Raw genomic sequence first — 13383 nt, 5'->3', positions numbered from 1 at the left:
AGGGGCCGGTGAATAACCGCCCCCTAAAACTGAATATTACGGATGAACTGTCCGCCGATTTGATTCTGATCCCGAGCCTCCGTTACGGCTTTTCAGATCCTGCTCAATTTCTTCAAGGCTTTTCCCCTTCGTCTCGGTCACTTTAAACCGGACGAACAGGAATGCCAGTATCCCGATCGCGGCATAAATGAGAAATAAATAGCTGATGCCGACTGCTTCCATTAACATCGGATAGGTTAATGAGACAATCAATGTTCCGGCATGCAGCATTAAAGTGGAGACACCCGTCCCGATACCCCGGACATGCAGCGGGAATAATTCAGGAAGCATGACCCACACAGCAGGCCCCCAGCTGACCGCAAATACAATGATAAACAGGCCTAAACAAATCACCGTTGTCCATGATGCGGCTGCTGAATGTTCAAAGAAAAGATTGACCGCGGCCAATACGAGCAGACTGATGACCATGCCCGCATTTCCGGCCAGCAGCAGCGGCTTCCGGCCAATTTTATCAATGACTTTAATAGCCGCAAGCGTCATGATGACATTGACGGCGCCGATTCCGACCGTTCCCAATATAGACGCGGAATTGCCGAACCCCACACTGGTAAATGTTTTAGGGGCGTAATAAATAATTGTATTTGTCCCGATGAATTGCTGCAAAAAGGCAAGTCCGAGGCCGGCAATCAGCGCGGGTCTCACCCACGGCTCAAACAATTCTTTCAAGCCGCCTTCGTTTTCCTTTTCCGCTTCTTTCATCTGATCAATCTCATCATCAATATTCTTCGTTCCCCGCAATGATGAAAGGATTTCTCTTGCTTTCTTTTCTTTGCCGATCGTAAACAGCCAGCGCGGGCTTTCCGGCATAAATAAGATTCCGATCAGCAGAATGACTGACGGCACAACCGCAAGTCCAAGCATCCAGCGCCAAGCGCCTGCATCGGCAAATATATAGTTCACGATATAAGAAACGAGGATTCCGACCGTAATCATCAGCTGATTCAGCGAAGAAAGCGCCCCCCGTTTATGTTTCGGAGCCAGCTCCGATAAATAGAGCGGAACGATCGTTGTAGATGTTCCGACAGCCAGTCCGAGAATGATCCGGAAAAGAACCATCACCTCTGTATTCGGGGCAAAAGCGACTCCTAAACCGCCTATACAAAACAGCAGCGCCGCTCCCATGATGGCCTTCCGCCTGCCGAACCGGTCGGTCAGTTTGCCGGCAAATCCCGATCCGAGAATCGCCCCCGCCAATAACGAACTGACGACGAGGCCTTCTGTAAAGGCGTTCAGTCCCAGTTCTTTTTTCATAAATAAAATAGCTCCGGAAATGACTCCGGTATCATATCCGTATAACGCGCCGCCGAGTGCGCCGAAAAAATAGAGCCATTTATTCGAGTGTATGCTTTTCATGTTATGTAGACTCCCTTCATCCAACGCTGTATCCGCGCGGAATTGTTCTACTGCTTCTTTTACCTGTTTCCGTCCGTTTCAAACCTTCCGCACCGTTAATATCCATTATTTTACTAATTATTTTTTACAAAGCGACGAAACATTTCCCGCTTCCTGCCGTCCAATATAATGTGAACCTGATGCAAAAATAACAGTAGATGTTGTCGAAATAGAGAGAAAGATTTGGAATTTTCTCATTTGCAGAGTTGCTCCAAGTCAACAATTATGGTACGCTTCACAAAGAATAGAAACGAGAGGTAATGATATGGAAGAACGATCTCAACGCAGAAAAAAGAAAAGACGCCTCAGAAAATGGGTGAAATTTGTACTGGTATTCGCCGCTTTCTTATTGGTGATCGCCGGTTCCGTCGGCACCTACGCATTTGTGAAATTGAATAATGCGACCAAAGAAGCGCACGTCAGCCTTGACCGCGGCGACCAGTCCGTAAAACGGATCAAAGAATTTGACCCGAAGAAGGATTCTTTCACCGTATTGCTTTTAGGAATAGACGCCCGTGACAATAAGGGCGAATCAGTAGATGACGCAAGAAGTGACGCCAACGTGCTCGTCACCTTCAACCGGAAAAAGAAAACAGCGACGATGCTCAGCATTCCGCGGGATTCCTATGTCAACATCCCGGGACACGGCTATGATAAATTCGCGCACGCACATGCTTACGGCGGTTATAATTTAACTTATAAAACAGTAGAAAACATGCTTGATATTCCGGTAGATTATGTGGTTGAGAGCAACTTCGACGCGTTCCGCGATGTCGTCAATGAGTTGAACGGCGTTACGGTAAATGTGAAAAGCCAGAAAATTGCCGATCGTATTAAAGTCGATACAAAAGGAAAAGTCGTGCTGAAGCCGGGCGTCCAGACGCTTGACGGTGAGCAGGCACTGGCTTATGTAAGAACACGCAAAGCGGACACCGATCTGATGCGCGGACAAAGACAGATGGAAGTGCTGAGCGCCATTATTAAAAAATCTAAATCGTTAAGCTCGATCCCATCTTATGACGATATCGTCGATAGCTTAGGGAAAAACTTAAAAATGAACTTATCTCTTAATGACGCCATCGGTCTGTTTCCGTTTATCACATCGCTGAAATCGGTGGATTCTTTGCAGCTGACAGGTTCAGACAGCTATATTTACACTCCTCAGTACGGCAAAAATATTTATTACTTCAAGCTGAATGAGGAAAACCTTCAAGAAGTAAAAACAAAATTAAAAAATGATTTAGACGCGTAAGACGTCACGGCGGGGTTTTAGAAACCCCGCCGTTTTTCTGTTGAAAAAAAGGACATGAAGGTATAGCCTTTTAACTGAAGGCTTTCTGCTGATTTCGCACAAAGCTGAACATACTACATGAAGCAGCTTTATTTTTAAGGAGGGCATCCATACATATGAAATTGATAGCCATTGACTTAGACGGCACATTACTGAACTCGGACAGTGTGATTTCTCCGGAAAACAGAGCGGCTTTACAAAGAGCGGATGAAGCGGGCATTCTCGTGGCCATCTGCACGGGCAGAGCCACGTTTGATGTAAAAGCGCTCTTGAAGGATTTAGATATTCCGATCATTGCGGCAAACGGCGGGACAGTCCATGACAAAGGATACCGCTCCGTCAGCCGGCTCTTAATGGATCAGCAGGCCGGGAAGGATATCGCCGCTTATTTAACGGACAAAGACATTTACTTTGAGGTCTATACAGATGATCATCTGCTGTCCCCATTTGACGGCGAGTCCAAACTGCAGGCAGAACTGGATATTCTGAAAAGCGCCAATCCCAAGGAAGATATTCAGACATTATGGGAGGGCGCAAAGACGCAGTTCAAACAATTCGGCATTAAACCCGTACAGGATATACAGGCGATTTTTAACGGAGACGAACATGTTTACAAGCTTCTTTGTTTCTCTTTTGATATGGAAAAACTGAGAAACGCCAAAGAAGAAATTACACATCATCCGAAATTATCCCAGACATCTTCCGGAAAACACATTATCGAAATCCTCCCTGCCGGTTCCGGAAAGGGACGTGCTCTGACGGAGCTTGCCTCACTGTACGGAATTGAAAAACAGGATATTTACGCCATCGGCGACAGCCCGAATGATTTCTCCATGTTTGAAGCGGCGGGAAACCGCATCGCCATGGGCAATGCGATTGATGAACTGAAGGAAAAAAGCACGTATATTACAAAAAGCAACGATGAAAACGGCGTCGCATATTTCATCAACCGGCTTCTCGACAACGATCAATAAAAGGAAAAAGCCAGGTCTTTCACGGCCTGGCTTTTCACGTTTTCCAAAAAAGAAATTCCCAAAAATGAAAATAAATTGTAAGATAAAGAAAAAAGGAGTTTCATGATGTCGAATGCAATCGCTATTATAGGATGTTTAGCTTTTCTCTGCGCAGTCGGATACGGAATATTCCACCTCATATGCAAAGCTGCCAAAAAAGAAAAACGTTTTTCAAAAAAGCTGTTTTGGCCCCTTCTCATCGGCGGATTTATCCTGCTTCTGACCGGCGCCTCCCTCGCAGAGCCGGACGCCTCGGCCGTGAAGGCAGAGGAGAAATACAGCACCCTTGATACCGCTTATCAAAAATTGACGAAGGAACACCAGGCGCTTGAGAAAAAATATGAAAGCATCAGTGCCGCGGCCGAAAAGGAGAAATCCGAAGCCGAAGCCGGCAATGAAGAAAAACTCAGCAAACTCAGCCAAGAGATAAGTGAGCTGAAAAAAACAAACAAATCACTCAAACAAGACAATGAGAAATTAAAAAATTCACAAAAGAAGCTCGAAAAGACCGCGGAAACGCTTCAGTCAGAAAATAAAACTTTAAAGCGGCAGAAAGCAGAAACAAAAACATCCGAAAACGCGGAAACGGCGCAAAACAACGCCCCTTCCTCCGGCGGACATGCCGAAACGAAAGCAGCCGACACCTCACAGGGATGCGACATTAAAGGCAGCCGGAACGGCATTTATCACACGCCGGGAAGTACATACTACGACCGGACGACAGATCCCGCGGAAATGTTCTGTTCCGTAGAGGATGCGGTAGCAGCCGGATACAGAGCGCCGAAACGGTAAAAGAAAAAGACGTCAGAGACACTCTCTGACGTCTATTTTTACGGAAGCCGGATGCCGCCCGCATATTTGTCCTTCCAATAAGCGCTTGTGTTCATATTTGTTATGGTAACGCCTGCGGACACGGTGACATGAATCACTTGTCCGCTCCCGATATAAATGGCCGGATTCAGGCTTTCCGCTTTAAAGAAGACCAGATCGCCGGGCTTCAGATCTTGTTTATCGACCGGAACGCCCGCCTGCATCTGCTTGTCCGCATAACGCGGCAGGCTGATTCCTTTCGCTTTTTGATAGATGTATTGAACAAATCCCGCCGTATCAAAGCCGGTTTCCGGTGAAACGCCGCCTTTCAGATAAGAAATTCCGATATGATCGGCCGCTGTGGACACAACGGGATTTTCTTTAGAAATGGCTAAATTGCTGAATCGGCGCACACCTGTAAAATGTTTTTTCCAGTAATCTTCCGACAAGTAAGAAATGGTGACTTTTTCGGAGCGGCTTGCTTGGATGAACCTTCCCTCTCCCGCATAAATGCCCGCATGGGAAATTCCTTTTTTATACGTGTCGCTGAAATAAATCACGTCCCCGGGCTTTATGCCGCTCAGTTTAATTTTCTCACCGACCAGCCACTGCTGTTCCGCTGATCTAGGCAGGTAAATGTGAAGCTTGTTTTCAAAAACATATTGGACCAGCCCCGAACAGTCGAATCCCTCCTCAGGCGTGCTTCCGCCGAATACATACGGAATGTCGAGGTAACGGGCTGCCTCCTGAACGATCGGGTCATCAGCCAGTTCCGGATCTTTTGTAATCCGCTTTGCGCCAAGATATAAATTCATCCAATAACTGCTTTTTTGAAACCGTGTGACGGTTACGCCTTCTGACGGAGAACTGTGTATCATCTCTCCGTTTCCGATATAAAGACCGTCATGGACGGGTGCGTTTTGTGTTGAATCTGACTTTTTGAAAAACACAAGATCTCCCGGTAAAAGGTCATTTTCTTTGACGGCGGTTCCAACCTTCCATTGATCACTGACCGTTCTCGGCAGATGGATGTTCTGTCTGCTGAAAAGATAATGAATCAATCCGGACGGATCAAAACCGTCCTCAGGCTCTTCGCCTCCGTAAACATATTTATTTCCGACAAGTTTTTGCGCGTCTGAAACCATCAGGACAGAAACTTGAGAATCCGCTTCAGCAATTTCCGTTCTCGTTACTGCGGGTGCCACAAGACAAATCATAAGGCCGGCAAGGATGTACTTCCTCCAGCTTGTGAGCATGTTTTCTATTCACTCTCCTCATTTTTAGTAGTTTTTACATCGGTAACTTTTAACAAATGTTTAGGAGAGCACACAAAAAAAGAATGCCCGATATGGGCATTCTTTACTGGAATCGGAACAAACAATATGCCGGCAAGCGGAATCATGCGCTTATTTTGCGCCCGCTGTGTCCTCTTGCTGAATCTTTTGCATTTCCGTGTCAATTTTTTGTTTTTCCTGATCTGTGAGCTGATCATTGTATTTAAACGCTGACATAAACATAAATACCATAATGATCGCGGCAAACGGCCATCCCGCTTTAATGATTTTCATTTGTTTTTCACTCCGCTTTCTTTTTTAAGATATCGCTGTGATCCACATCAAACGTTAATTTTCCATCCTTGACGCTCCAATCGAAATTCGATTCTTTCGTCAGTTCACGTACGATCGTTTTATGATTGATGCTGCCTTTTTTAACCGGTGCAGGTGTTGCTTCATGAATATTCATCGGCGTGACTTCAAAGCGTCCCGTGCCGTTTTTCTGCAGATGATATTGAACAAGCGCCGTGTCTCTCGTTCTTGTCCACCCCTGGTCGAATACGAAGTTGCCCAGGCTGTAGAAAATAACAGTGCCGTGGTACATTTCGATCGGTTCTAGCACGTGCGGATGGTGTCCGACGATAATATCCGCTCCGGCATCTGACATTGCTCTTGCCAATTGGCGCTGTCTGTCATTCGGATCATTATCGTATTCCTGTCCCCAGTGTGTTTGAACAATGACAAGATCGGCTTTCTTTTTGGCTTTAGAAATCATCGGAATAAACAGCTCTGGATCGGCCGGAAGCACACCCGGCGCATTTCGTTTAGCTGCAAAGCCTTTTCCGGAAACATCAGTGAAACCCAGTGTTGCGATTTTGATTCCGTTTACATCTTGATAAGAAATGTTCTGCTCGGCTTCCTTCAGCGTGAGGCCCGCGCCGACAAGTTCAAGATTTTGCTTTGAAAACTCTTCAACCGTATCCCGCATTCCTTGAGGGCCGTAATCCATCGCATGGTTGTTGGCTGCCGTGAGAACGGTGAAATTCATGTCCTTCAATACTTTTACGGCATCTTTGTTTGACTGAAGGTGGATATTTTTTTCTGCTTCTTTGTAGTTCTTTTTATATGTAACCGGGTTTTCAAAGTTCCCCGACACATAGTCGGATGCTTCGAAGAATGGCTTTGCGTAACGGAAGACACTCTCCGTGCCTTTATGCTTTGTCACTTTCTCGACATTCCGGCCCATCATAATATCTCCGACGAATGAGGCTGATACAAGGTCATCGGCATTTCTTTTCACACTCGGCGTTTCCGCCTTCCCTGTCAGGATGCAGACGAACATCAGGCAAAAGACGATCGGCAGCGCGATAAAAACGTGAAGATTGGTCTTCTTTTTCTGCTGTTTGGTCAGCTTCAGCAGTTTTTCTTGAAAGCTTAATTGTTTTTTCATCGTTTGACACACCTTACATTAGATTAAGTAGTAAGCAAACATAATGGCAAAAGTTGCGCCGCTTAAGAACAGCGTGCTGGCAAATGTAATCGTTAATCCCTGTTTCTGAATGGTATTGGCGATCAGACCCGGTACGATGATACCGATTCCTCGGAATTCTGATATCTCAAACGGTACGATCGGGTAAAGGAAATCAAGAGCGATTTTTAAGCAGATTCCCGTTATCAGCATAGCTGCGAATTTTCTGCGTCCGTACAAAATCATAAATCTGGATAAACCGTATTTGACGATCACGTATGTAAGAAGACTCACTAACAATACGAGTAAAATAAAGACCGGCTGGTTAAAAACGAGCCCTAAATAACCCGGCACGACTAAACCGGCAGGTACGATACCTGTTTTTTCCGCGAAAATTAAACTGATTAACACGCCTAAAATAAGTGAGATATATAAATCTGATCCGAACATTTATCCTTTTCCTCCTAGCTAACGAGCTGTTTCACCTTATACTCTTGAATTTTTTCAATTAATGGTTCCGCTGAACCGTGGATATTGCCGACGCCATATATGACACGGTTTTGCATTCTTGTTTTCAGCACGTCCATGATTTCGTCTGTTGATTTATATTCCAGGTCGTGCAATGTATCGGCAGGAATCTTGCCTTCTTCATAAGCTCTGACGATCGGTTCTGTCGTCTCGCCGATGAGTATGAGTTCCTTCGTTTTAATGTACGGAAGCACGTCGTTTGCGAACTGAATCGTTCTGTCCACACGGTCGGCGCGGCAGTTCATGATAACGATCGGTTCATCTGTCGGGTAGCCGATTTCCTTTACACGTTTCCATATATTTAAAGTAGAAGATGCATCATTTGCGGCAAAGCCGTTTACGAAATGACCGGGCTCCTTCGTGCTGAGCAGCGGCAGGATTCTCATGGCGCCAGGATCAGGCGGCGCATTCAGCATTCCTTTAAACGCCGTTTCTTCATCTATCCCAAGAGCCTGGGCAACGCCGAGCGCAAGGGAAGCGTTATCAGGAAAGACCATATATTCAAATTTTCGAAGGTATTCATCTGTAATTTTAGAGTTATCCGCAATAATGACCTCGGTATTCCGCTCTGCGGCTTTTTCTTTAAAGAAGTCTGTGTATTCACTGTCTGTAATGACAAGGTGACCGTTATACGGTATCGTCGCGGTAAATGCTTCAGCGATTTCATCAAGCGTCGGCCCCATGACGTCCATATGGTCTTCAAGCACATTCACGATGACGCCGATGTTGGCTTGAAGGAGTTCTTCCTGAAAGATAATCTGATAATCCGGGTTTACCGCCATACATTCACTGACAATGGCATTGGCGCCCCGTTCTACGGTTTCCTTCATTACTTCTTTTTGCTCGCCGATATTCGGGCCCTGCGGTTTCCGTTTGATCGGTTTCTCCTCAGGTGTATCCCAATAGATCATCCTTGCATCTGTTCCCGTCGTTTTTCCGACTGTTTTGTAGCCCGCCTCCATCAGTATTCCGGTCGTCAGCCTCGTTACGGTTGACTTTCCGCGGATACCATTAATATTGACGCGTACTGGCAGAGCATCGATATTCTTCTGATGCCGCCTTTTTTCAATGATTCCGATGATTAGTACGGCAGCACAGGCTATAATGAGTAACCACATTGATTTTTGACATCTCCTTCTGTATTGATAAATTCATTCATCAGTATATAGCTTCACTATGAATTCTCAATCGGCATTATGTAACATAATCTTCCCGCTTTCACTGAGCCAAACTTCTCTATTAGTGACGCTATTCTTCCTATTATCGAATTGCTTTTTTTGGGAATAGGCAGGACTTCAACCTTACTTCAATTTTTCAAAAGAAAAATGAATGCGTTTACATTTTCGCGCAGAAATTCATTTGGACCAATGGAACTATTCGCGTTCCGGAAGAAAAAGATGTAATGATAATCCATCTTTTCCAGCCCGTTTGTATCAGCGGTTTTCGCACTGCGCATACGTTTTGGGACTCTCTGTCCGCTGTGTGCAGACTGCCTGTTTTGTTAAGGATAAGGTCTTAAAGTCATTCATTTTTCCCCCGTATCCTGCTTTCAGTCCCATTCCAAAATAACTAGCGGAATGACTGATACATGACAGAAAAAGACGGGTCCGGAGTGTTTACAAGAAATACACATTTTATATGCGGAAAGCCTTTCTCCTTTTAAACCATTTACAGGACGTTTATCACTCTTTTGAAATAATTTTAATAAATCTTTATATTCGTTCAAGAAATATTCATCCATAATTGTGAAGTTCTTGGTAAAACATCGAGGAACTCCTCTATTTTATAAAATGCATAAAAAAGGAATACCCGCTGAAAACTACAGATAACCAGGAAAGGAGGCGGTCTGATGTCTGCGGATAAACAAAACAAACGGATTCCCGGCGATTTTGAATCGGCTGTACGGGAAATGCAGGAGCTGATGTGTGTTTGCGGTGATTTTAAAATACGAAGGATCAAACTGCAGGACCGTCATACCGCTTTCTTTTATATTGAACAGATGATAGAAGAACAGAAGCTGAATGAGTTTCTGTTAAGCGACACCCTGCAGAACGGCCCGCTTGAGGAAACGATGAATGCCGTCAGCAGTGCGGAAACGGATGAAATCAGAAAACTCATTGACGGGATTTTGGCAGGACAGGTTGTTTTTCTCAGCGATGCATCGAGGAAAGCGAAGCTGTTTTCCGTCGGCCAGAATCCGCTGCGTTCCATTATGGAACCCGAATCTGAAAGTATCGTCCGCGGCGCCCATGACGGGTTTGTGGAAAGTTTGGAAACGAACATTCATCAGCTGCGGTTTCACATACAGGACCGCCATCTCTCCGTTCATTATATGGATATCGGGGAAAGAGCCAAATCAAAAGTTGCGGTTATCTTTGTTGAGAATATCGCCAATCCGGAGATTGTGGAGGAAGTGAAGCGGCGCCTGTCATACTTGCGTATAGACAGCGTGCTTGCGCCCGGGATTATCGAGGAATCAATAGAAGATAATTCGTTTTCCATTTTTCCGCAGATCATTCATACGGAACGGCCGGATAAAGCAAAAGCATGCGTGATGGAAGGCTGTGTACTGATCATGATGGACGGGAGTCCGTCGGCTTTGATTGCGCCGATCACATTCTTTTCCTTTTTTCAATCTCCGGACGACTACAGCACGAGATGGATTTCCGCCAGTTTTTTAAGAGTGCTGAGATTTTTCGCCTTTATGATCGCGATTACGCTGCCCGCTTTTTATATCGCGCTGATTGCGTTTCATTTTGAAGTCATTCCCAACGATCTGATTATCACCATGAAAAATTCGATTGTTGATATTCCCTTTCCCCCGCTGATAGAAGCCATGATTATGGAAATTACGATTGAACTGATCCGCGAAGCCGGTATCAGGCTGCCGAGACCGATCAGTCAGACGATCGGCATTGTCGGCGGTCTCGTGATCGGTGACGCAGTCGTTCAGGCGGGACTCATTTCTAATATGATGATTATCGTCGTAGCCGTTACGGCTGTTTCTTCTTTTGTGCTTCCTTCATATGAAATGAGCACGTCCATCCGAACGCTCAGATTTCCGCTTATGTTTCTGGCATCCTCGTTCGGTTTTATCGGCATTGCACTCGGCTTCGGGCTTATTCTGATGAACCTGTGCAAGCTTGAATCACTCGGCGTCCCTTATTTATCATCTCTGACGCCGTTTCATTTCAGCGACTTGAAGGATGCATTTATCCGGCTGCCGGCTTGGTTTATTAAAAGAAGGCCTTTTTATTTGAGACCGCAAGACTCAAAGCAGATGAAACATGTTCGGGGGTGGAGAAAAGATGAAGCCTAAAAAAATAAGCCGGCTTCAAGGCGTGTTTTTCATTAATCAGACGCAGATCAGCATCGGCATTTTGGCGCTGCCCCATTTACTGATGATGAAATCGGGAAGCAGCGGATGGATTTCCATTCTGCTTACCGGATTGCTCGTCCAGCTTACATTCAGCCTGTATATGATATTATTTCACCGGTTTCCGAAGCTGAACCTGTACGAAATGCTGGAGGAGGTGTTCGGAACACTTGCCGGCAAAGGGGTGCAGGTGCTGTATATTTTATATTTCGCGTTTCTCTGCACGCTCATTCTTTCTGTATTTACACGGATATTGGATATCTGGGTGCTCCCTCAGACTCCGAATTGGGTGATCAGCTTAATGCTGATCCTCGGTTCTGTCTATATCGCCCAGGCTCCGCTGAATGCGATCGCCAGGTTCAGCTTTATTTTAACGCCGTTTTTGCTGCTGATCTCTCTGCCGCTTTTATACACGCTGGGAAAAGCCGATATCACATACATTATGCCGATTTTTCACGGAACCGCAAAAGACATGCTTACCGGGGTGCAGCAAACACTTGTCAGCATTACCGGCTTTCAGGCGGCGCTCGTGATCGGGCCCCTAATCAACTGCACCGTCAGCCAGCGCTACAAAATACTGACGATTTCAAACATCTTGATTATCCTTTATTACCTGTATATCACCCTTACTTGCTTTGTCACAATCAGCCCCGAAGAAATAAAAATGATCCCGGAGCCTGTGCTGTACCTGTTAAAAACCGTTTCATTCAGAATTATCGAACGGACGGATCTGCTCTTTTTGACGTTTTGGTTCGTGACCGTCTTTTCAACGCTGGCCAACGTGTTTTACTTGGCAAGCACCGGCATTGCCAAGCTGTTCAATCAAAAAGATCACAGCCGGTTTGTTTATCCGCTGGCCCTGCTCGTCTTCCTTCTGTCTATTTGGGCCACAAGCACAGATAAAACGATACAGCAGCTGGATCAGTTTTTCCGCATTTCCGATATTGTGTTTGTGTATTTGTTTCCTTTGTTTATGGTATTGATTATCCTTGTACGCAAAAAGGGTGTCCGCCATGCGCATTAAAAAAGCGGTTCTTATCAGTCTCATGTGCGCAAGCCTGACACTTGCGGGCTGCTGGGATCAAAATTTGCTGAAAGATATTTCTCTCGTGCTGACCGCAAGCCTTGATGTTGATCATGACGGTAAAAATAAAATCGGCATCACCTATCGGAAGGTTCAGTCCTCCCAGGCGGAACAGGAAACGGGCGGCTCATTCATTACGACGGTGCTCAGCGCTTCCGGGCACACCATCCGTGAAGCGCGGTTTCAATTGGATAAGCTTGTCGACCAGCGCATTGACACGTCCAAGCAAAGAGTCTTATTAATCGGTGAGAAAATGGCGGAAAAACCGCTTTTTCCTTATCTCGATGTCTTTTACAGAGATCCGAAAAGCCCGCTTCTCGCTCATCCGGCGGTTGTAAAAGACGGCGAGGCGATTGAAGTGCTGAAGCTGATCGTCCGGCAGAAATTGATCGTCAGCAAGTATTTAACGAATTTATTAACAAGCGCTAATGCGGAATCAAATATCAGCATGGAGAATTTGCAATCCATCCGTTCAAGCATGCTGACGGCTGATAAGGATTTCGCCCTACCTTATTTATCGATTAACGGACAGACGATAAAGATAGAGGGTTCTGCCCTGTTCAGCGGCCAGCGGAAAGTGACTGAGGTGCTCGGTCAGGATTCAACCCTCCTGACCCTTTTAAGCGGGCAATTTAATAAATCGGCTAATATTAATCTGAAGCTGTGGGACAAATACAAAATGGATATTGAAAATTATCTTTCTCTCGGCATCACGGATGCCACGCGAAAGATTGTATTTATAGATACAGATCCGCAGCATATAAAAGTGAAAATCCGTTTAAAACTGAATGCACGCGTCTTGGAATATCCAAAGGACAAGCTGAATTCTTATACGGCAATCGACCAAATAAACAAACAAGCCTCAGCAAATTTGAACAGCCAGGCCAGATCGGTGATCAGCCATATTCAGGAGCACAACTCGGATATCCTCGGCATCGGCCGGAAATATCAAACCCATTATTATGAGCGGGGCAAGCGGCTTAATTGGCGTAAGGTCTATCCTTCCATCGAGATCATCCCTGATATCAAAGTGAATATCTCACAAATCGGCATCGTGAACTAAAAGAGACCCCGGTCTCTTTTTTTG

Annotated in this window: 12 protein-coding genes; 6 read left to right on the top strand and 6 right to left on the bottom strand. The window is 45.5% G+C overall.

Features of this window, described 5'->3' with window-relative positions; all coding sequences use genetic code 11:
* Positions 1-36 precede the first annotated feature (36 nt).
* Positions 37-1413: a sugar porter family MFS transporter gene (locus tag D5S11_RS01170; protein ID WP_032867483.1), complete on the bottom strand. Its 1377-nt coding sequence runs from the start codon at positions 1411-1413 to the stop codon at positions 37-39.
* Between the two features lie 304 nt (positions 1414-1717).
* Between D5S11_RS01170 and D5S11_RS01165 the strand changes: the two genes are divergently transcribed.
* The 3 genes from D5S11_RS01165 (at position 1718) to D5S11_RS01155 (ending at position 4548) form a co-directional block, all read left to right on the top strand.
* Positions 1718-2704 (top strand): LCP family protein, encoded by a 987-nt coding sequence (locus D5S11_RS01165; protein WP_012118595.1) that lies wholly within the window; start codon positions 1718-1720, stop codon positions 2702-2704.
* A 155-nt stretch (positions 2705-2859) separates the two neighbouring features.
* Positions 2860-3717 carry a Cof-type HAD-IIB family hydrolase gene (locus tag D5S11_RS01160; protein WP_025285373.1) on the top strand — a complete coding sequence of 286 codons (858 nt, stop codon included), beginning with the start codon at positions 2860-2862 and terminating at the stop codon, positions 3715-3717.
* 105 nt (positions 3718-3822) lie between these two features.
* Positions 3823-4548: a sunset domain-containing protein gene (locus D5S11_RS01155; protein ID WP_108725269.1), complete on the top strand. Its 726-nt coding sequence runs from the start codon at positions 3823-3825 to the stop codon at positions 4546-4548.
* A 38-nt stretch (positions 4549-4586) separates the two neighbouring features.
* Here D5S11_RS01155 and D5S11_RS01150 read toward each other — a convergent pair whose 3' ends face one another.
* From D5S11_RS01150 to pgsB, 5 genes are all read right to left on the bottom strand, one after another.
* Entirely contained in the window at positions 4587-5822 is a 1236-nt protein-coding gene (locus D5S11_RS01150; RefSeq protein WP_108725268.1) for a C40 family peptidase, read from the bottom strand.
* A 150-nt stretch (positions 5823-5972) separates the two neighbouring features.
* Positions 5973-6134: an extrachromosomal elements maintenance protein EdmS gene (gene edmS, locus D5S11_RS01145; RefSeq protein WP_003151344.1), complete on the bottom strand. Its 162-nt coding sequence runs from the start codon at positions 6132-6134 to the stop codon at positions 5973-5975.
* 7 nt (positions 6135-6141) lie between these two features.
* Positions 6142-7290, bottom strand: coding sequence for a CapA family protein (locus tag D5S11_RS01140; RefSeq protein WP_007614174.1), 1149 nt, complete (start codon positions 7288-7290; stop codon positions 6142-6144).
* 18 nt (positions 7291-7308) lie between these two features.
* A complete protein-coding gene (gene pgsC, locus D5S11_RS01135) occupies positions 7309-7758 on the bottom strand; it encodes a poly-gamma-glutamate biosynthesis protein PgsC (RefSeq protein ID WP_003151340.1) in 450 nt (149 codons plus the stop codon).
* Positions 7759-7772: 14 nt separating this feature from the next.
* Positions 7773-8954, bottom strand: coding sequence for a poly-gamma-glutamate synthase PgsB (pgsB, locus tag D5S11_RS01130; protein WP_003151337.1), 1182 nt, complete (start codon positions 8952-8954; stop codon positions 7773-7775).
* Between the two features lie 731 nt (positions 8955-9685).
* Between pgsB and D5S11_RS01120 the strand changes: the two genes are divergently transcribed.
* Genes D5S11_RS01120 through D5S11_RS01110 form a run of 3 tightly spaced genes read left to right on the top strand, consistent with a single transcriptional unit; the run spans position 9686 to position 13359 of the window.
* On the top strand, positions 9686-11155 hold the full coding sequence (locus D5S11_RS01120; protein WP_015240716.1) for a spore germination protein: 1470 nt from the start codon (positions 9686-9688) through the stop codon (positions 11153-11155).
* Positions 11145-12236 carry a GerAB/ArcD/ProY family transporter gene (locus tag D5S11_RS01115; protein WP_007407517.1) on the top strand — a complete coding sequence of 364 codons (1092 nt, stop codon included), beginning with the start codon at positions 11145-11147 and terminating at the stop codon, positions 12234-12236. The genes D5S11_RS01120 and D5S11_RS01115 overlap by 11 nt, the downstream gene beginning before the upstream one ends.
* Positions 12226-13359 (top strand): Ger(x)C family spore germination protein, encoded by a 1134-nt coding sequence (locus D5S11_RS01110; protein ID WP_007407518.1) that lies wholly within the window; start codon positions 12226-12228, stop codon positions 13357-13359. The genes D5S11_RS01115 and D5S11_RS01110 overlap by 11 nt, the downstream gene beginning before the upstream one ends.
* Positions 13360-13383: the final 24 nt, after the last annotated feature.

It is taken from the genome of Bacillus sp. L75, assembly GCF_003676355.1.
GTDB classification, from domain to species: Bacteria; Bacillota; Bacilli; order Bacillales; family Bacillaceae; genus Bacillus; species Bacillus velezensis.
Note: the sequence above shows the minus strand (reverse complement) of the source record. Positions and strands in the feature narration are given on the sequence as shown.

Coding starts and splice junctions, on each gene's coding strand:
- D5S11_RS01170 (WP_032867483.1), bottom strand. CDS start 1,413: ATGAAAAGCATACACTCGAATAAATGGCTCTATTTTTTCGGCGCACTC.
- D5S11_RS01165 (WP_012118595.1), top strand. CDS start 1,718: ATGGAAGAACGATCTCAACGCAGAAAAAAGAAAAGACGCCTCAGAAAA.
- D5S11_RS01160 (WP_025285373.1), top strand. CDS start 2,860: ATGAAATTGATAGCCATTGACTTAGACGGCACATTACTGAACTCGGAC.
- D5S11_RS01155 (WP_108725269.1), top strand. CDS start 3,823: ATGTCGAATGCAATCGCTATTATAGGATGTTTAGCTTTTCTCTGCGCA.
- D5S11_RS01150 (WP_108725268.1), bottom strand. CDS start 5,822: ATGCTCACAAGCTGGAGGAAGTACATCCTTGCCGGCCTTATGATTTGT.
- edmS (WP_003151344.1), bottom strand. CDS start 6,134: ATGAAAATCATTAAAGCGGGATGGCCGTTTGCCGCGATCATTATGGTA.
- D5S11_RS01140 (WP_007614174.1), bottom strand. CDS start 7,290: ATGAAAAAACAATTAAGCTTTCAAGAAAAACTGCTGAAGCTGACCAAA.
- pgsC (WP_003151340.1), bottom strand. CDS start 7,758: ATGTTCGGATCAGATTTATATATCTCACTTATTTTAGGCGTGTTAATC.
- pgsB (WP_003151337.1), bottom strand. CDS start 8,954: ATGTGGTTACTCATTATAGCCTGTGCTGCCGTACTAATCATCGGAATC.
- D5S11_RS01120 (WP_015240716.1), top strand. CDS start 9,686: ATGTCTGCGGATAAACAAAACAAACGGATTCCCGGCGATTTTGAATCG.
- D5S11_RS01115 (WP_007407517.1), top strand. CDS start 11,145: ATGAAGCCTAAAAAAATAAGCCGGCTTCAAGGCGTGTTTTTCATTAAT.
- D5S11_RS01110 (WP_007407518.1), top strand. CDS start 12,226: ATGCGCATTAAAAAAGCGGTTCTTATCAGTCTCATGTGCGCAAGCCTG.